This is a genomic window from Chitinophaga sp. SVR4-12A (genome assembly GCF_056754765.1).
This window is the reverse complement of record NZ_JBPGWP010000001.1, coordinates 1,764,206-1,782,882: the sequence shown is the minus strand read 5'-3', so window position 1 is coordinate 1,782,882 and position 18,677 is coordinate 1,764,206. Positions and strand designations below refer to the sequence as shown.

13 protein-coding genes are annotated in these 18,677 nt (G+C 49.7%); 5 read left to right on the top strand and 8 right to left on the bottom strand.

Annotated features, from left to right (window positions below; translation table 11 throughout):
* The first annotated feature begins 18 nt into the window (after positions 1-18).
* From ACR9Y8_RS07235 to ACR9Y8_RS07215, 5 genes are all read left to right on the top strand, one after another.
* Positions 19-930 (top strand): hypothetical protein, encoded by a 912-nt coding sequence (locus ACR9Y8_RS07235; RefSeq protein WP_481212572.1) that lies wholly within the window; start codon positions 19-21, stop codon positions 928-930.
* 61 nt (positions 931-991) lie between these two features.
* A complete protein-coding gene (locus tag ACR9Y8_RS07230; protein WP_481212571.1) occupies positions 992-4,333 on the top strand; it encodes a tail fiber domain-containing protein in 3,342 nt (1,113 codons plus the stop codon).
* Positions 4,334-4,382: 49 nt separating this feature from the next.
* Entirely contained in the window at positions 4,383-4,898 is a 516-nt protein-coding gene (locus tag ACR9Y8_RS07225; RefSeq protein ID WP_481212570.1) for a hypothetical protein, read from the top strand.
* A 26-nt stretch (positions 4,899-4,924) separates the two neighbouring features.
* Positions 4,925-7,984: an autotransporter outer membrane beta-barrel domain-containing protein gene (locus ACR9Y8_RS07220; RefSeq protein WP_481212569.1), complete on the top strand. Its 3,060-nt coding sequence runs from the start codon at positions 4,925-4,927 to the stop codon at positions 7,982-7,984.
* 70 nt (positions 7,985-8,054) lie between these two features.
* A complete protein-coding gene (locus ACR9Y8_RS07215) occupies positions 8,055-10,598 on the top strand; it encodes a M14 family zinc carboxypeptidase (protein ID WP_481212568.1) in 2,544 nt (847 codons plus the stop codon).
* On the opposite strand, the gene ACR9Y8_RS07210 is transcribed toward ACR9Y8_RS07215, so the two are convergent.
* From ACR9Y8_RS07210 to miaB, 8 genes are all read right to left on the bottom strand, one after another.
* A complete protein-coding gene (locus ACR9Y8_RS07210; RefSeq protein WP_481212567.1) occupies positions 10,595-11,188 on the bottom strand; it encodes a redoxin domain-containing protein in 594 nt (197 codons plus the stop codon). The genes ACR9Y8_RS07215 and ACR9Y8_RS07210 overlap by 4 nt on opposite strands.
* Positions 11,189-11,330: 142 nt before the next feature.
* Positions 11,331-12,293, bottom strand: a complete 963-nt coding sequence (locus ACR9Y8_RS07205; RefSeq protein ID WP_481212566.1) for a YihY/virulence factor BrkB family protein — start codon at positions 12,291-12,293, stop codon at positions 11,331-11,333.
* Between the two features lie 55 nt (positions 12,294-12,348).
* A complete protein-coding gene (gene mltG, locus ACR9Y8_RS07200) occupies positions 12,349-13,410 on the bottom strand; it encodes an endolytic transglycosylase MltG (RefSeq protein WP_481212565.1) in 1,062 nt (353 codons plus the stop codon).
* A 113-nt stretch (positions 13,411-13,523) separates the two neighbouring features.
* Positions 13,524-13,880, bottom strand: coding sequence for a preprotein translocase subunit SecG (gene secG / locus ACR9Y8_RS07195; protein ID WP_481212564.1), 357 nt, complete (start codon positions 13,878-13,880; stop codon positions 13,524-13,526).
* A 20-nt stretch (positions 13,881-13,900) separates the two neighbouring features.
* Positions 13,901-15,274 (bottom strand): hypothetical protein, encoded by a 1,374-nt coding sequence (locus tag ACR9Y8_RS07190; RefSeq protein ID WP_481212563.1) that lies wholly within the window; start codon positions 15,272-15,274, stop codon positions 13,901-13,903.
* A gap of 36 nt (positions 15,275-15,310) precedes the next feature.
* Positions 15,311-15,826 carry an LPS assembly lipoprotein LptE gene (lptE, locus tag ACR9Y8_RS07185; RefSeq protein WP_481212562.1) on the bottom strand — a complete coding sequence of 172 codons (516 nt, stop codon included), beginning with the start codon at positions 15,824-15,826 and terminating at the stop codon, positions 15,311-15,313.
* A gap of 50 nt (positions 15,827-15,876) precedes the next feature.
* Positions 15,877-17,121 carry a sigma-54 interaction domain-containing protein gene (locus tag ACR9Y8_RS07180; RefSeq protein ID WP_481212561.1) on the bottom strand — a complete coding sequence of 415 codons (1,245 nt, stop codon included), beginning with the start codon at positions 17,119-17,121 and terminating at the stop codon, positions 15,877-15,879.
* Between the two features lie 15 nt (positions 17,122-17,136).
* The gene (miaB, locus tag ACR9Y8_RS07175) at positions 17,137-18,567 is read right to left on the bottom strand and encodes a tRNA (N6-isopentenyl adenosine(37)-C2)-methylthiotransferase MiaB (protein WP_481212560.1); all 1,431 of its coding nucleotides are present in this window, start codon (positions 18,565-18,567) and stop codon (positions 17,137-17,139) included.
* Between the last annotated feature and the right edge of the window lie 110 nt (positions 18,568-18,677).

Here is an 18,677-nt window from a genome sequence, read left to right as displayed (position 1 = left end):
GAGATAATCTTCTATACCATGAAAGCTCTACTGTGCGCAATTACATTATTACTACTGGCCAGCCACTCATTTGGCCAACAAGCTCCCCACGTCTACCAGATCAATGCAGACACCGTCCGCATTTACAACTCCTGCGATACCGCGGAACTGGTCCTGGAAAACCATACCCGGGATACCCTGGGCTTCCTATACAACAAAGGTAAAGGACGCACCGAATTCCGGCGCTTACAACTGGCGTCCCTAGGCGCCGGCAAACTTGCGATTCTTGGCCAGGACACCGTTGAACTTGACCTTGGGAACAATTATATCCGGAACCAAATCACCACCAGCCAAACTGCTGATTTTAACATTAGTGGCCAGGGCAGGGCTGCCAGCTATAACGCAACCTATGGATATGGTTTGGGCAACTATGCTTTTCAGTCGGTGGCAGGTGATAGAGTGCAGTTTTATTATGGACCTGGCAGCAGAACCTTGCTGCAATTTGCATCGAACGGCGCCAGCGGTTTCGGAACACCCGCCTTCATTTATGCTGTAAGTATAAACTGCTCAGACGTTGGTACAGCGCAGGGCTTGCAATTATCGGGTATGACAGCTAATAACTTCTTTCGGGGAGAAACAACCGATTCCCTGTTGGTTGTTAATCCGGGCAGCAATCTTATAAAATATGCCGCTCCAAAGAAAATGATAGCCGCTGCTTTAAACACGGGCATCCTTGACTTTCCTGCCGGTACTACTTCCGTCGTTGTCAATACCACTGCCGTTACCGCCAATAGCAGAATATTTTTAACGGTGCAGGAGATCAGCTGCAGCGATTGCAGTACTACGCCTATGGTAATTACCCGCAGCGTCGGTACATCCTTCACCGTTAGATGCCCGAAGGATGCCGCAACCTCGGCAAAAGTTGCCTGGATGATCGTTGAGCCAGGATAAAGCTTATCAGCCGGTATATTATTTACATATGCACAAGAGACAATTTAAAATACACCACACCATGAAAGCACTATTGTGCGCAATTACATTACTATTACTCGCCGGCTATTCCTTCGGCCAAAAGATCCCCCATGTCTACCAGATCCGTGCAGACACGGTACGCATCTACAACACCTGCGACACCGCAGAACTTGTCCTTGAAAATCGCACCAAAGACACCCTTGGTTTCCTATACAACAAAGGCAAAGGCCGCACTGAATTCCGCCGCCTCGGCCTGCAAAGGATCGGCGCCTCTCAGCTCGCTATTCAGGGACAGGACACCATCGACCTGAATTTCTCCTCTTACGGAGATACCCGTTACGATCTGTTGTCTACCAATTTTTATACGATAGCGCCAGACGACAGTATGACGTTCTTTCAATGGCCTACAGGAAAGGTAGTAGGCTATGACGCCTACGATAGCCCTGATATGCCGGTGTTATCCAATCAGGCTATACAAAGCCGCGGCTCGAGGATGTATTACAATGGCCTCGTTGTAAAGGATGGTAACAGCGGTTTCGACCTCGCCGTAAACTGGGACGGACAATTGAATGGCCCTAACGGAGCCTTCTTAAGAACAAAGGACGATAACGGAAGCGGCTGGAGCAAATGGCGTGAACTGCTGTTCAAAGACTATGCAGATACGGCTTATGCACCAAAGAACACCGAAACACTGCAAAGCGTTACCAGCCGTGGCAACTCCACCAACCAGAACATCCTTTTCGGGGGAACCGCGGCCTCTTCCGCCGGTTTATCCTGGAATTTCAATACCGATGTGTGGAGAATATTTGTTGAATCCCCACAGGATACTCCTGCCGGCGATATGATATTTGAATCAGCAGATAACGACCAGGAAGGATGGATATTCAGGTCTAAGAACGGAACAACACCGAAACAAGTGTTGAATATTCAGCCGGAAGGCACCTTTACTTTCCTGGGTAATAACATTCTCCACGCAGGTAATCATGTTGCAGGATCCGCTTTTACCCCAACACTAACAGGCGCAAACGTGCTTTCCAGCATTACCACCAATGCATCCGGCCACGTTACAGCCCTGACAACAAGAGCATTGACCGCTGCTGATATTGGCGCGGCCCCCGCGAGTACGTCCGCTAACTATGTACAGAATCTGGCAGTCGCATCCGGTACACAAACTGCAAACTTTTCCATCAATGGAACCGGTTATGCCGCTACGGGTTTAGGAACTCCCTTGCTATACAGTAATAATTCAGCCGGACAATTAAACCTGGTAGGTGGCGCTACAGGGGCCAGCAGCCTTCGCGGTGCCGAAATTGTGTTACTGGGAGGCAGCTGGGGCACCACACCTGGTGAGATCTTATTCAGAACAGGTACGGGCGGCTCCGGCGTGCAGCAGCCCGAAAGGATGAGGATAGATGCAGCCGGTAATGTGGGCATCGGTACTGTGAACCCGTCAGCGAAATTGGCATTCGGAATATCAGATGTAATTGGCGAGATAGGCCGTATCGGGTTTGATGTAGCCGAGGCACAAAGGGCATACATCGCTGCAAACCGGCACACTGCCACAGGCCAGCTTACAGATATATCAATGGGTACGATGGGCGCCGAAAGATTAAGGATCAATTATGCAGGCGATGTAGGTATCGGCACCACGGCTCCTGCAGCACGACTGGAGGTTAGAGATACTTCCACTGTAGCAAACACTACCGAATCCATATTATCCCGCCATATAGGCGATCTCAATTTCCGCCTTGAAGCAAGAAAAGGCGTCGCTACTAATGGTACCGGACTGGTAACCGGAAAGTTCGGTATGACCTACAATGGTACTGAGAACGCAATGATCAACTTCCATCGCGGAGCTGGTAGCACCGGCGGCTTCTTATCGTTCAGCACAAATGATGGAACAGAAAGGATGAGGATAGACGGCGCTGGAAATGTAGGCATTGGAACTGCTACCCCTCTCGCTAAATTCACCGTTTCCGGTACGTCCACCAGCGAAATGTTTGTAATGAATACTACCGCTTTCGGTGGCACTACCGGCGCGTTTGCCCGGTTTTACAATACAGGCACCCCCACCGCTGCAAACCAGGTAACTGGTGGCATCTTGATGGGCACAAACCCATCTTCCGGCGTTTATAGAACAGCCGCACAAATAGAAGCGAGAAGTGATGCTGCATGGACCGATGGCAGTTCCCATCCCAGCAACCTGGTATTCTATACTGTACCAAGCGGAAGTACGGTTGTTACTGAAAGGATGAGAATTGACCCGGATGGAAACGTTGGTATTGGAACAAACAATCCGACGGCAAAACTTGAGTTTGCAAGCGTAAGCGGAGCAGAGATTCAATTCTCCGGTGCGAATGCCGCTAATATATTGCAGGCAACATCTGCACAACCTCTATACATAAATTCAACCACAGGACCTATCTACCTGGGCGCCAACAATAGCGGATCACAACACATCACGGTGCTGTCCACCGGTAACGTAGGGATAGGTACTACGTCGCCGGCTAACACCCTGCACGTAAACGGATCATTCAGGGCAAACAATGTTGCTGACCTGTTAAGCACTTCTTATATAAGAGGAATAGGAGCTCAGAATGTCGCCAATATTTCCTACATAAGATTTATGGATAGCTCCGCCACTCTCAGAAAAGGCTATGTAGGCGACGCCAGCAACGGGAACAACGATATGTACCTGACCTCGGATTCCGGAGGCGTAAGGCTCGTGCCTATGGCGGGTGCAAGTGGCAACCTGAATGTACAGGCTACTTCTATGGACTATAATGGCGGTCAGCTATACCTCAACAATAGTGCAACTAACCTGCTGCTCTTCAGTACTCCCGGAGCAGACGAACCTACGTTCTCTGCCAGGAGTAAAGGTACCAAGATTACACTGTACCCGGGGATTGGTGCTTCTTCGGTTGATTATGCCTTCGGTATCGACACCGCTCATATGTGGAGTAGCGTACCATACAATAATACTACAGTAGGCTTTAAATGGTATGGTGGCACCACCCAGATTGCCCGCCTGGATGGTACAGGTAATTTGACACTGTCCGGCCAGGCGCAGGCTACCTCTTTCTTCCAGTCTTCTTTGAGAAGTCTTAAGAAAGATATCCAGCCCTTTACCGCATCCGCTCTCAAAATATTTGAAAAAGTCCAGGTGAGAACATTCAAATTCAAAGCCGACGCTTCCGGCAAAACCAATATCGGTTTCATTGCAGATGAAGTGCCTGATGAAATGGCCACTCCCAGGCGTAACGGCGTAGATCAGACCAGTACCGTCGCATTGCTGGTGAAAGCAGTACAGGAGCTCACAGAGCAGAACAAGGTATTGCAGGAGAAGATCAGCAAACTGGAAGAAAAAATGAAAGAAAAATAAGGAAAAGGAAGGATCGATGACAGGCATGAGATATTTATTTTCATTACTTATGATGACCCTTTATTTTCAGCCGGTGGCTGCACAAAAGCTTTTATCCGCCAGCATGGCCCCGGCTGATTATTTTACACTGGGCAAAGAGATAAAACTATTGCCAGCAAAGAGAGCAGTAAACCTGCTGACAGCTGGGACCAATTACCTGGTTACGCATAATGAGATAAACCAGAAGATCCAGGAAGGATATTTTATAAAAAAATCAGGAGTAACCGTTCCCGCAGATAATCGTTGCCTAACCGTGGCGGAAGCCAAAGCCTGGCTGACGCTGGATGAAAGCCTGTTGCCTGCAGATGGGCGTATGCCTGTCTGGCAGCAGCTGGTGCCTACTGCTCAATGTACAGGTACTACGAAGAAAGTGATCAATGGGGTATGTGAAACAGCGCTGCAGGTATGGACGAGGAGTGAATGGGACGCTACGAACCACTGGTACCGCTGTTATTACGTGTACAGGTGGTCAGATGGCAGCCAGACTGCAGAGGCTTACGTAATTAACGGGGCCGGGTGTATATAGTATTGGATTATTTAAACATTTATATCATGAAGGTTCTATTGTGCGCTGTTGCGTTTGTTTTCCTGGCCACCTACTGCTTTGGCCAGAAGGTTCCCAATGTCTACCAGATCCGTGCGGATACGGTACGCATCTATAACACCTGCGATACCGCAGAATTTGTGCTGGAGAACCGCACTAAAGACACCCTGGGCTTTCTGTTCAACAAAGGCAATGGCCGCACTGAATTCCGCCGCCTTGGCCTACAGCGGATCGGCGATTCCCAGCTCGCCATTAAGGGCCAGGACACAGTAGATCTCAACTTCTCTTCCTATGGAGATACCCGTTATGATCTGCTGTCTACCAACTTTTATACAATACCGTTACACGACAGTATGACCTTCTTTCAGTGGCCTGCCAGGAAGGTAATAGGTTATGCCGCTTACAACAGCCCTGATATGCCGGTATTATCCAACCAGGCTTTTCAAAGCCGTGGATCCAGGTTGTATTATGACGGTCTGGTAGTAAGCGAGGGAAGCAGGGGGTTCGATCTTGCTGTAAACTGGGACGGAGAATTAAACGGCCCCAATGGAGCTTTTTTGAGAGTCAAAGATGACACCCAACCACAATGGACCAGCTGGCGTGAGCTGCTGTTCAAAGATTATGCAGACACTGCTTATGCACCAAAGAACGCCTCCGGCAGCTATATACAGAATCAGACTACTGAAGACCAGCTCTCTGCCGGCTTCAGGATAAGCGGCGTAGGAAGAAGCAATTCCCAGTTCCAGGTTGTGAAAAATGGCAGTGAATCGCTATCGCCGTCTTTTCAGCTGCTTAACGCCGCGGCTAACAGAGGCGCTAACATGCAGCTTGACGGAAATGCGAATCCCGGCCTGGGCTTCTGGCTCCAGGATGGCACAACATGGAAGAGAACAATGACTTTAACAGCGGATGGAAAGCTGGGTTTAGGTACAGCCAACCCGCTTTTCGGTATGCACGTAACAGGCAAACCTGCTTGTATTATACTTGAGACCACGAGCCCGTTTTCAGGTGGCAGCGGAGGCTTTTTTGAAGCTTTTAACAGGGGAGTGCCTTCCGCAGCTAACCAACGGCTTGGCGGTATGGCAATGGGCGCTATGCCAGATAGCTTAGGTTTAGCCCCTAGTGTTGTGATCGACGCTTTTAGTGAAGCTGCGTGGACCAATAACGTTTCCCATCCAACTTATTTACGGTTCCTTACTACACCTGCAAATAGTACGCAGCCTTTGGAAAGAATGCGTATCAATGCGAACGGTACTGTTACTATGTTTAACATACCGGCACTTGGTACTGCAGGCGCAAATTTCCTTAGCTCCAATGGCGGCGTGATATCAAGCCGTACTGCCGCGCAGGTGCTGGCCGATATTGGCGCAGCTCCTGCCAGCACTTCCGGTAACTACATACAAAACCTGTCTTCCGGTACTCAAACCGCCAACTACTCCATCAACGGAACAGGTACCGCTGCTTACTTTACTTCCACAAACGGTACCGGTAGCAATATTCCCCATTTACGGCTTCAGACAGGGAATTTGAACAGGTGGGTTTTCTCTATGGAAGGTGCTGAAAGCACAGGGAACGCGGGATCAGATTTAAGTATAGGAAGATACAATGATGCCGGAACCCAGATCGAATCCGCGTTTTGGCTAAAAAGATCAACAGGCTACCTGGGACTGGGAATTACTGCCCCAACAGAAAGGCTGCATGTTAATGGTAATATTATATCCCAGGTTACCGGTGCAAACAGTACCATCGTTTCCAGGAGTGCCTCAACGGGAGATGCTATATTGACGACAGACGTAGTTGGGATTTCTGCATCCTCCATCAGAACTTTCAGAACAGGTGGAAGAACCGGTATCATCAATAATTCGAACGAGGCGATCAGTATCCTGACAAATGGTAACGTCGGCATCAACAACACCGCACCGGCTCAAAAGCTGGAAGTCGCCAATGGCAATATACGTGCACATGGTGGCAACGTACAGGTTGGGCCTACAGATGCATCAGTGATGAACGCCTTAACATTTTCAACCCGTTTGGGCGTGGTGGGCACTTTCACCAATACTCCCTTCGCAATATATACCAACAGCACGGAAAGGGTACGGGTAGATTCAATAGGGAGGGTAGGTATCGGTACCAATAACCCGGGTGCAAAGCTGCAGGTGACAAATGGTACACAGAACTTGCAGTTTGGAACCGGAACAAATACCTCAGCTTATACCAGCTCAGTGGGATCCAATGATGACGGGTTTAACTTTTCTAACAATGTAGCTACCAGGGGGTTTAATTTCAAAAACAGTAATGGAACGTTGCTGACCATTACAAATGATGGGAAAGTTGGGATAAACAATAGTGCTCCTGGGTCTAAATTAGATGTTACGGGAGTAATGAGAGTAGGTATGAATAGCGGCCCTTCAGATTTTCCTGCTACAGGTGCAGGGCTCACAGTATCTTATAATGGTGTGGGATATATTGTCGCCGAGGATAAAACAGCCAATACACTCAAAGAATTGCAACTACAAGGAAGCAATGTATCCATTTTGACTGAAGGAGCGGTATTTATGCATGGTAACGTGAATATGGACGGCGACCTTGACGGCGTTAATAATATTTCGATGGGCGGCAACCTTACCATGAATGGTGACCTTAATATGAGTGGTAACCTTACTAACGCCAACACTATTACTGCTAATGGAAAAGTAACTGCCGGAGGCGAGGTAGCTGGTAAACGTTACCTTACTAAGGCCGCTTCCCTGACATTTACGTCAAATGCCAGTACAACTGCTATTCTGGGTACCGGATATAGCGTTACTGTAACTGGCGGCGATGCATTCATGAAAGTCACTATAAGAACCGGTACCGGTATATCAACCACCGGTACAATCGGTACAATTGCATTCACTACGCCATTTGCGAATGTACCTGCCGTGGTTTGGAGCGCTAATGATGTTAACGCAATGGATGCCAAAATCGGCTTTACCAGTAGCAGCATTAATAACGTAACGATTTTTAACAAAACTGCGTTAGCTGCATCTACAACCTATACCTACAGTATAATGGTAGGCGGCTGGTAAGCAAAAGAGTAAATTGTGCTATTTAGCCACCTAATTCCCTATCTTAGATATACAAAATCTAAGTGAAGGTATGCGGAAATGCTTTTTGCCTGTATTAGCACTACTACTGGTTTATTTGCCCGGCTTTACACAATCGCTCCCTACTCCTGACCAATTCCTGGGATACCGTTTAGGCAGCCACTTCACCCCGCACTATCGCGTGCTGGAATATTTCAAAGCAGTGGCTGCCCAAACGCCCAACATGAAACTAGAACAATACGGCGCCACCTACGAAGGCCGGCCACTGATCATGGCCATCATCGCCTCGCCGGAAAACTTTAACCGGCTGCAGGCCATTCGGGAACAGAACCTGCAGCTCGCCAATGGAAAAGGCAACAGCAATGCGGACAAGCCTGTCATTGTATGGCTCAGTTACAACGTCCATGGCAACGAAGCAGTATCCACCGAAGCTGCCATGCGTACCCTCTACCTCCTGGCGGATAAGAACAACGCCAAGGCACAGGAATGGCTTAAAAATACCGTCGTGATCATAGATCCCTGCCTCAACCCCGATGGCCGGGAACGATATGTCAGCTTCTATAACCAGGTGCAAAGCTTTCCGCCCAATCCGCTGCGTTATGCCTGGGAACATCATGAGCCCTGGCCGGGCGGGCGCGCTAATCACTACTATTTCGATCTGAACCGCGATTGGGCCTGGCAAACACAGACCGAGTCCCAGCAGCGCCTAAGTGCCTATAACCAGTGGATGCCCCAGGTGCATGTGGATTTTCATGAACAGGGTATCGATGAGCCCTATTATTTTGCTCCCGCAGCAGAGCCCTTCCACGAAGTGATCAAGCCCTGGCAACGTGAGCTGCAGATCCTGATCGGCAAAAACAACGCAAAATATTTTGACGAAAAAGGATGGCTCTACTTTACCAAAGAACGTTTCGATCTCTTCTATCCCAGCTACGGAGATACCTATCCCACCTATAACGGCGCCATCGGTATGACCTACGAGCAGGGTGGCAGCGGCGCAGCCGGACTGGCCGTACTGAAGCAGGATAATGACACCCTCACCCTTACAGACCGTATAGCCCATCACGTTACTACCGGCTTGTCTACCATTGAGATAGCTTCCCGGCAGGCCGGGAAGATCATAGGGGAATACACGAACTACTTTAAAAATGCAATGACCGCGCCGGATGGCCCCTATAAAGCCTATGTAGTAAAAGCCGCAGGCAATGCCGAAAAGCTCGCCGGCCTTGCAACACTGTTAAAGCGGAATAACATCGCCTTTGGTTATGGCGCCGCGAGCACCAAGGCCAGCGGACTGAATTACTTCAGTCATAAAACCGAAAGCTTTGAGATAGAAAAGGAAGATATGGTGATCAGCGCCTTCCAGCCCCGGTCTAACCTGCTGCAGGTACTGTTCGAGCCACAATCCCGTTTAACCGATTCCGTTACCTACGATATTACCGCCTGGGCCATTCCTTATGCATATGGCCTTCCGGCTTATGCATTGCAACAGGATCTTCGTCCACAGGCTGATTCGGCGCCTGCTATTGTCACAGCTGCTGCGGATGTGCAGAAACCCTATGCTTACCTCGCATCCTGGAACAGCGTCAAAGATGTACGGTTCCTTACTTCCCTGCTGCAACAGGGCGTTAAAGTGCGCTATGCAGAAGCGCCTTTCACCATGAGCGGCCGTAGCTTTCTGCCCGGTACGCTCATCATACCAAGAGCAGGTAATGAACAAATGGGCAACCGCTTTGATAGCTATATCCGCGCTACAGCGGCAGCGGCAAAGGTCAGCCTGGATGCAGTAGCCACCGGCTTTGTGGAAAAGGGTACCGACTTCGGCTCCGATAAAGTGCGTTATATCCAGCCGCTGAATGTGGCGGTACTGGCAGGAGAAGGTGTATCATCTCTCAGTGTAGGGGAAATATGGCATTTCTTCGAACAGCAGATAGGATACCCGCTTACACTGATCAATGTTAAAAACCTGCGCCAGGTATCCTGGAAAGATATCAACGTGCTGATCCTGCCAGACGGCAATTATGATTTCCTGAATGATAAGGCGGCAGCTACCCGGCTGAAAGACTGGGTCAGCAGCGGCGGAAGGTTGATCGCTATGCAGGGCGCATTGGCGCAGCTGGCAGGAGGGGACTGGGGCATACACCTCAAAAAAGCTAAGGAAAGAGAAAAGGAAGAAAACAATAAGAACAACAAGGAAACGGATAAAGATCCCTACGCCGCCGTAAAGCCCTATGCCAACCGCGAACGGGAAAGCGTAAAGCAGTTCATCCCCGGCGCTATCTACAAAGTGCAGCTGGATAGTACGCACCCGCTGGCCTTCGGTTATACAGACCGCTACTACACCCTTAAACAGGACGATAATATCTATGACTTCCTGGATGATGGGGGCTGGAATGTAGGCATCCTCAAAAAAGATAATTACCTCAGCGGCTTCGTAGGCGTGGAAACTCGGGCACGGCTAAAGGATGGTCTGCTCTTCGGCGTAAAAGACCTTGGTAACGGCAAGCTGGTGATGCTGGCAGACGATCCGCTGTTCCGCAGTTTTTGGGAGAACGGCAAATTATTGTTCAGTAACGCAGTGTTCCTGGTATTTTAGAACCGTTTGATATTACAGCCCAGGGCCGAGGTGTTATTGGTCTTTACCGGCCCGCCGGCCAGCATTTCATTAATAGCAGTATTCAGGTGCCTGGCCTTTACGGCGTCGGCATTCCCGGGGTTGTCGTCGATAGCGCCCTTATAGGAAAGACGGCCGTTCTTGTCAAACAGGTAACACTCCGGCGTATGGTTGGCATCAAAAGCTTCTGCGATCTCCGCTTTTCTGTCTATCACATAATACCAGCGGTATTGCTGTTCAGCAGCATAAGCTTTCATGGCATCCAGTGATTCATCACCGTTATGCAGCGTTGTATTGGAATTGACCAGGACAACGCCGATCTGGTGTTGCAGCGCATATGCACATATTTCCGAGGTCCTGCGCTGGTTACGCAATACATACGGGCAACGGTTACCGGTGAACATCACCAGCAGGCCGTTAGCGCCTTTGGCCGTATTCAGTGATATTTCGCGGCCGCTGATATCATTCAGCTTTACATCCGGTTTAGGAATGGGAGCGCCTATATCCAGGGAACTTGGTCGGAAAGCGGTAAACAGGATGACGGTTATCAGTACACAGCATGTACTTTTCATAGTAATAGGTTTGGTTGAGCAGATGCTGGATATGGATAAAATATTTAAAATAAAGGTAATGTAATGTCGGGGAAATCCCAAATGATCTTCCAGAAGACATTTGCTTTTTGGAATTTGGAATCTGCAATTTGGAATTTGAAATTTACGACAGCCCCTGTACTTCAATGGGTTGATCTTCCTTTCTTGATGCAGCTATCTCCTTCAGCGTACGTATGCTCGCATTCAGCTCAAAGCCCACCAGCAGGATAAAAGAGTTAAAATAGATGAACAGCATCAAAATCAGGATAGTACCGATAGAGCCGTAGATCTTGTTATAGTTCACAAAATTATTCACAAAGTAGGAGAAGCCCAGGGTAACCAGTATCATCAGCAAAGTAGCGAAAGTAGATCCTGCGGTGATGAACTTCCATCTCTTGGTAGTAGCCGGCGCAAAGCGATAGATCACCGCCAGGATGGAAAAGAACAGCATCGCGATCAGCAGCCAGCGCACGATATTCACACTGTTCCTGATAAAAGGGCTCTCCACATGCAGCAGGTCAAAGATATAGCGCAGGATAGTGCCCTGGGCAATGATCAGCACAACAGTGATCAGCAGCAGCAGTACCAGTATGGCGGTCATCTGCAGGGCCAGCAGCCTGGTTTGCCACCACTTACGCCTTCTGAAGCCCGGCTGCAGCTTATTGAATGAGCGCATAATGCCCATCAAACCGTTGGAAGAATAAAAAAAGGCCATCAGGAACGCGATAGACAACAAGCCGGTACGGTTGGTGTACAGGAAATCGTGTATCATGTTCCTGACGATCATATAGGTGTTATAGTTAGGCGTCACATCTTCCGCCAGCCGGTAAAGCGTAGGCTCGATGCTTTTCACGGGAATGAAAGGCACAAGGGTGAACAGGAAGATGAAGAAAGGAGGAATGGATAGCAGGAAGTTGAAGGAGATCGCTGCTGCCCGCTCACCCAGGCTTTTGCTTTTGGTCTCTTTAAAGAAGAATTTAAGTACGTCATACAAAGGCAGCCCCTCAAAGCCGGGCAGTATCAGTTCTTTACTGATGCCTACCAGCTTACGATAGAGGGTGGTACGACGTATAATTCTTTTGACCATAATTATTTTTTGTGCCTGGGCTGCATGCTTATCCCAAACCTCAAACCTCAAACTTTTATAATCCCATGTTGTTGAGTGCAGCCTGGTATTTATGAGCATTCTCCAGGTGTTCCTTGTAAGTGGCTGCAAACGCATGATAACCCGAAAAATCAGACCGTGCACAAAAATACAGATAATCCGTTTCCGGGGTGTTCAGCACAGCGTCCAGGGTTTTAACAGAGGGTGTGCAGATCGGGCCGGGTGGTAAACCGGCATAACGGTAAGTATTATACGGTGAATCAAACAGCGTGTGGTTCTCGCGGATCCTTTTCAGCCCGAAATCCTGCAGGGCAAACTTCACGGTAGGATCCGCCTGCAGTTTCATACCTTTCCGGTAACGGTTCAGGTATACGCTGGCTACCAAAGGCTTCTCGTCGTTCTTGTTGGTCTCTTCCTCTACAATGGCCGCCAGTATGCTTACCTCGTTCATGCTCAGGCCCAGGTTGTGCGCCTTGGCTTTCCTTTCGTCCGTCCAGAATTCCTCGCGGGCCTTTTCCAGCTTCTTAAAAGCAGTTTCGGCGGAAGTGTTCCAGTAATATTCGTAGGTGTTGGGCATAATGGCGCACATCACGGTATTGGAATCCAACCCGAACTGGCGCAGGTATACCTGGTCCTGCATCAGTATCCGCAGGGCGGTAGAGTCAGCCTCCAGGTTATTGCAGATCTTTCTCACAAGATCGTCCTTGGTGCGTAATTTGGTGATCACCAGCTGCACCGGCGCCTGTCTGCCGGAGCGCAGCAGCTTCACGATCTCAAAATTGCTCATGCCGCGGTAGATCTGGTAGCGGCCGGGTTTCACCCGGGTAGGGTAGCCCAGTTTACGGGCCACAAAATCAAAGCTGTTACGGCTTTGTATCACCTCCTGCGTTTCCAGTCCCTCCAGTACGTCACTGTAGGAGCTGCCGCTGCGCACATAAAAGTATTTCTTGTCGCCAAAAGCCTTGGTATTAGGGCCAAATACACGATACGCGATATACACCGCTACGCCTGCCAGCAGTGCGCAGAGGATCACGAGTGAGCGCCGTATCCATGTGGCCCTGTTCGTCCGTTTAGTAGAGCTGTTTTTTTTATTTGCCATAATCCAGGTTACAACACAAAGGGTAATTGTGCTTTAGGTATAAGGTATAATTAATTACATAAAAAAACCTCGCTTTTAACGGCGAGGCTGTTAAATTAATTTTGAGAAGCGCGTTATTTATTTGGCGCCGGTTGCTGTTGTGGTTGCGGTGCAGGTGCAGGCAGCGTAGCGGGTGCAGACTGCTGCTGTACGGGTTTGCCTGCGTTCTGTTCCATAATGGTCCTGTCCTGGCGGGCCACACTGTTCTTATCTACAAAAAAGGACGAGGTCAGGCAAAGCACTGCAATGATGGCAGCGAGCACCCAGGTGCCTTTTTCCAGTACATCAGTAGTTTGGCGAACGCCTATCACCTGATTGCCAAAGCCGCCGAAAGAGCCGCTTAAACCGCCGCCTTTAGGGTTCTGGATCAGCACGAAGAAACCAAGCAGCACACAGGCCAGAATGATCAGTATACCAAAGATTAATAACATAGATATTATCGTATTTCCTGTTAACTTTTATTAGCTTCAGACTGCGCTAGTTGCAGCTCCTGAATCTTTTGCGCAAAATAAGCGCTTTTGTTGGGATTAAGCAAACTTAATTTTTGATATATCTGGATGGCGGTCTGGTACTGGCGTTGCCGGGCCCAGATCTCGGCCAGGGTCTCAGATACAATATCATCATTCAGGGTGATGGATTCCATGGCCATTTTTTCCACGGCCTCAGACACCTCCGGATCATCGTCCACATAGATGCGGTGCAGCTGCTGGTGATACCAGTCCTTATCGGCCTTCTTCGCAAAGCTCTGCTTCATTTCCCGCAGCCAATCGGTAAAACTTCTCATGTCTGCCATACCTTTCGCATTTAGCTCCTCTGCGTTGTCAGGCTCCTGCAGCCGTTTATACGCAAAATAATCGTCCGTATACAAAGGTTGGAAGCTCAGGGTGGTTTCCTCTTCGGGTATTTCCAGGGGATAGATCTTGATCGGTTCTTCCGCAGCCGTAACAGCGGGTTGATTAACAGGTAGTTCTGCGGCTGGCGCATGGTTTACCTGCTCTTCTTCCGGGGCCGCCGGCGCTGTCTCCCGCTCCTCATGAACCTGCTCAGGCGCTGAAATGGCTGCGCTGGGAGCAATAGGCTCATCCTCTTGTTGGTCCGCTGTAGATTCCCAGCTGTCTTCCGCCTCCGTGGTGGCTGTTGCAGCAGGAGCGGCATAGGTGATAGGCTCCTCCAGGGCTTCCTCCTCGAAAGACTCTGCCTGCGCAGCAGGTTCCTCTGCCTCCTCAGGCTCAACTGTCCATTGCACACTATTATCAGGTTCCTGCTGGATCTGCGGTTCTTGCTGCATCTCCGGCTCCTGCTGAATAATATGCTCAGTATGAACCGCTTCCGGCGCAGCCTGCCGTGCCTGTTCCTCCTCCTTTTCCCGGGCTTCCATGCGTTTGATGGCGGCCCTGATCTCTTCCCGTTCCCTGATCATGAAATCCAGTTCTCCCTCAGATTCCCTGCGGGTGATGGTGTCCCAGTCAGGCGCAAGCGGTTGTTTTTCAACCGGGGCGGGCGGTATTACCGGCGCAGCGGCCAGGGGAGAATGTGTAAAAGCCGGAGAAGGTGTATAATTATTAGTGTCAGTAGCAGGGCTGTTTTTTGCCAGCTCTCCTGTTAAAAACTGGAAGAAGTAATGCGGATTATTGCTGTATAGCTGTGCTTTTTTAACAGCCGGTGAATGCAGGTTGGGATACTGTTCATAATTTTTCTGTGCCAGCAACAGGCGCGCCGCCGTAAAATACGGAAACTCATCCACCACGCCCTCCAATGTAACGATAGACACCCGGTCAAGTTCCGGTTGCTGAAAAATCTGCTGAATGATCCTCTGTGCGGTCATAGCTGCTAAAGTATGAAAAAAAGATATATGTGGTTGTTACCAGTTTGCAAATGCCCGGTTGAAAATAGCGTCCGTCAGCTGGGGGAGGATGGTCTCATCCAGCAGCCGGTTCTCCACCTGGCTGATCACCTGGTTGGCGGGGAAGTCAGCAGATTGGGAGAATGGCTGGGTCCAGCCTTTTTTGTCGCCTACCCGTTTCACGAATACCACGTTGATGGTAACTGTCAAACGGGAGGTGGCGGCCTGGTCCACATTGGTTACAGCCGCATTGGAAACGGTATAGCCGGTAACGGTTGATCTGAACTCGTAATCTGCGCCTTCATCGTTCACCTGGGCCAGCTTGGTTTGCGATTGGATTTTCTGGCGCAGCTTTTCTGTTACCCGTTGTGCCAGGGTCGGGTTAACAATGGGCGCCCTGTTCTCCACAAAGCGGATGTTCACGGTTTTGGCTCCCTGGTCGATACTGGCCCCGGAAGCGGAGTATTTTATAGTGCATCCGCCCAATGCAAAAAGCACTGCTGCGGCGATTGTTCCTGTCAATAATCTGATCATTGGCATGTGGTGAATGGTGAATAATCGGATCCCCCGCTGCAAATGTAACATCAATCCCCGATGTTATATTCCTTCAGTTTACGGTAAAGGGTCCTTTCTGAAATGCCGAGGTCCAAAGCGGCATCCTTTCTTTTTCCTTTGTGCTTTTTAAGGGCTTTAACGATCAGCTCTTTTTCCTTGTCGGCAATGGAAAGGGTTTCCTCCACTTCCTCGTGATGGTCTATATTATGCTCCGGCAGGATGATATGCTGCGGCGATGTCAGCACATTGCCATGTATGGCAGGCTCCGTTTGCGCATGGGTAAAGCCGTGCAGCACCTCATGATGGTCATTCTCCTCAAAATGTGCGTTATGCGCGATGTTCGGGTTCTGCAGGATGTCGAAGAACATCTTCTTCAGCTCCGTTACATCCTTCTTCATATCGAAGAAGAGCTTATACAGGATATCCCTTTCACTGGCGAAATCGCCGGTGTTCTGCTGCGGCGCCGCCAGCATGGGCAGCCGCGATGCATGCGGAATATCCGGCAGGAAACGTTTCAGTTCCTGTGCCGATACCAGCTTGTCCTGCGCCAGTACCGATACCTGTTCCGCCATATTCTTCAGCTCACGTACGTTGCCCGGCCAGGTATAGTTGACAAGCATGTTGCGTGCTTCATCATCCAGCTGGATAGAAGGGGTTTTATAACGTTCTGAGAAGTCTATGCAGAATTTGCGGAACAGCAGGGGAATGTCCTCCTTCCTGTCGCGCAGGGCGGGCACCCGGATGGGCACCGTATTGAGACGGTAGTACAGGTCTTCGCGGAACTTACCGTGCTGGGTGTGCTCCAGCAGGTCGCGGTTGGTGGCGCCTATAACTCGTACATCAGTTTTCTGTACCTTGGAAGAACCTACCCGGATAAATTCGCCGGTTTCCAGTACACGCAACAGGCGGGCCTGTGTGCCCATGGGCATTTCCCCGATCTCGTCCAGGAAAATGGTGCCTCCGTTAACAGTCTCAAAATAACCTTTACGGCTGTCTACCGCGCCGGTAAATGAGCCTTTTTCGTGTCCGAACAGCTCTGAATCGATGGTTCCTTCGGGGATAGCGCCGCAGTTCACCGCAATGAACGGATTATGTTTACGCGCGCTTAATGCATGGATGATCGTGGAAAATACCTCCTTACCAACACCACTTTCTCCGAAGATCATCACCGTCAGGTCTGTATTTGCCACCTGAGCGGCTACCTGCAGGGCATAGTTTAATGCAGGTGAATTTCCGATAATGCCAAATCTGTTCTTAATGGATTGTATCTCCATAACCTAACCTCCAGCTTAATGGTTTAAAACTGCCTTACCTATTAAAGTAGCGGCCGTACAATCTTCCACTTTTACATAGACGTACTCTCCCTTCTGATATTGTTCTTTCGGGAAAACGATCACCTTGTTCTGATCGTTCCTTCCAAAAAGGTCATTTTCTGAACGTTTGGATGTTCCTTCTACCAGTACCTTGAAGGTTTTGCCAAGGTCTTTCTGCATGCTTTCGAGGGCCTGGCGGCGATGCAGTTCCACTACTTCAGACAGTCTCCTCTTTTTCACCTCTTCCGGTACATCATCCTGGTAGCGGCGGGCTGCCAGCGTGCCGGGGCGTTCTGAATAAAAGAACATATAGGCCAGGTCGTACTTTGCATACTCCATGATGCTCAGTGTGTCCTGGTGATCCTCTTCCGTTTCTGTGCAGAAACCGGTAATAATATCAGTAGAAAGGCCGCAGTCGGGTAATATCTCGCGTATACGGTCCACTTTTTTCATATACCATTCCCGTGTATAGGTACGGTTCATGAGCTGCAATATCCTGGTGCTGCCGCTTTGTACAGGCAGGTGGATGTAATTGCAGATGTTCTCATACTTCGCCATCGTGAACAATACGTCATCGGTAATATCCTTTGGATGAGAAGTGCTGAAACGTACGCGTAACAGGGGATCGATGAGCGCCACCCTTTCCAGCAGCCCGGCAAAGGTGATGATCTCGTCTTTACCATCGTTGGGAGAGGGGCCTACCCAGTAGTACGAGTCCACATTCTGGCCCAGCAGGGTCACTTCCCGGTAGCCGTTGTTAAAGAGGGCGGCTGCTTCCTGTACAATGGAATAAGGATCACGGCTGCGCTCCCTGCCGCGGGTAAAGGGCACCACGCAGAAGGTGCACATATTGTTACAGCCGCGCATGATGGATACAAAGGCTGTCACCCCGTTGCTGTCCAGCCTCACCGGGTTAATATCGGCATAGGTCTCTTCACGGCTCAACAACACGTTCACAGCTTTCTGGCCGGTTTCGGCCTCTTCTATCAGGGCGGGCAGGGTACGGTAGGCGTCAGGGCCCACTACCAGGTCTACCAGCTTTTCTTCTTCCAGCAGCTTGGCTTTCAGGCGTTCGGCCATACAGCCCAGCACACCTACCAGCATACCCGGGTTGCTCTGCTTGATCTTGCGGAACTCCTGCAGCCGTTTGCGTACGGTCTGTTCCGCCTTTTCGCGGATGGAGCAGGTATTCAGCAATACCAGGTCAGCCTCCTCGTAATTACGGGTAGCGCCAAAACCTTCCTGGTTCAGTATGGATGCCACGATCTCACTATCGTTGAAGTTCATCTGGCAACCATAGCTCTCTATATAGAATTTCTTATTGTATACCTGATCATTGCCTTGCTCAGCAGCGAATGCCTCGCCCTGACGGCGCTCATCATGCACTTTGGTAACCTGGTCCAACATTCCTTGACTCAAAATTTAGAAGAGCAAAAGTAAGAAAATAAATGGAAAAATGACAGAATGTCAGCAAGCGGGTAAAAATACAACCCCATTCAGACCAGTAGTTTTACGTA

Bases quoted from the DNA above. Each gene is read 5' to 3' on its own strand.
- ACR9Y8_RS07215 (WP_481212568.1), top strand. From the start codon at position 8,055: ATGCGGAAATGCTTTTTGCCTGTATTAGCACTACTACTGGTTTATTTG.
- miaB (WP_481212560.1), bottom strand. From the start codon at position 18,567: ATGTTGGACCAGGTTACCAAAGTGCATGATGAGCGCCGTCAGGGCGAG.
- ACR9Y8_RS07210 (WP_481212567.1), bottom strand. From the start codon at position 11,188: ATGAAAAGTACATGCTGTGTACTGATAACCGTCATCCTGTTTACCGCT.
- ACR9Y8_RS07180 (WP_481212561.1), bottom strand. From the start codon at position 17,121: ATGGAGATACAATCCATTAAGAACAGATTTGGCATTATCGGAAATTCA.
- ACR9Y8_RS07225 (WP_481212570.1), top strand. From the start codon at position 4,383: ATGATGACCCTTTATTTTCAGCCGGTGGCTGCACAAAAGCTTTTATCC.
- ACR9Y8_RS07190 (WP_481212563.1), bottom strand. From the start codon at position 15,274: ATGACCGCACAGAGGATCATTCAGCAGATTTTTCAGCAACCGGAACTT.
- lptE (WP_481212562.1), bottom strand. From the start codon at position 15,826: ATGATCAGATTATTGACAGGAACAATCGCCGCAGCAGTGCTTTTTGCA.
- mltG (WP_481212565.1), bottom strand. From the start codon at position 13,410: ATGGCAAATAAAAAAAACAGCTCTACTAAACGGACGAACAGGGCCACA.
- ACR9Y8_RS07230 (WP_481212571.1), top strand. From the start codon at position 992: ATGAAAGCACTATTGTGCGCAATTACATTACTATTACTCGCCGGCTAT.
- ACR9Y8_RS07235 (WP_481212572.1), top strand. From the start codon at position 19: ATGAAAGCTCTACTGTGCGCAATTACATTATTACTACTGGCCAGCCAC.
- ACR9Y8_RS07220 (WP_481212569.1), top strand. From the start codon at position 4,925: ATGAAGGTTCTATTGTGCGCTGTTGCGTTTGTTTTCCTGGCCACCTAC.
- secG (WP_481212564.1), bottom strand. From the start codon at position 13,880: ATGTTATTAATCTTTGGTATACTGATCATTCTGGCCTGTGTGCTGCTT.
- ACR9Y8_RS07205 (WP_481212566.1), bottom strand. From the start codon at position 12,293: ATGGTCAAAAGAATTATACGTCGTACCACCCTCTATCGTAAGCTGGTA.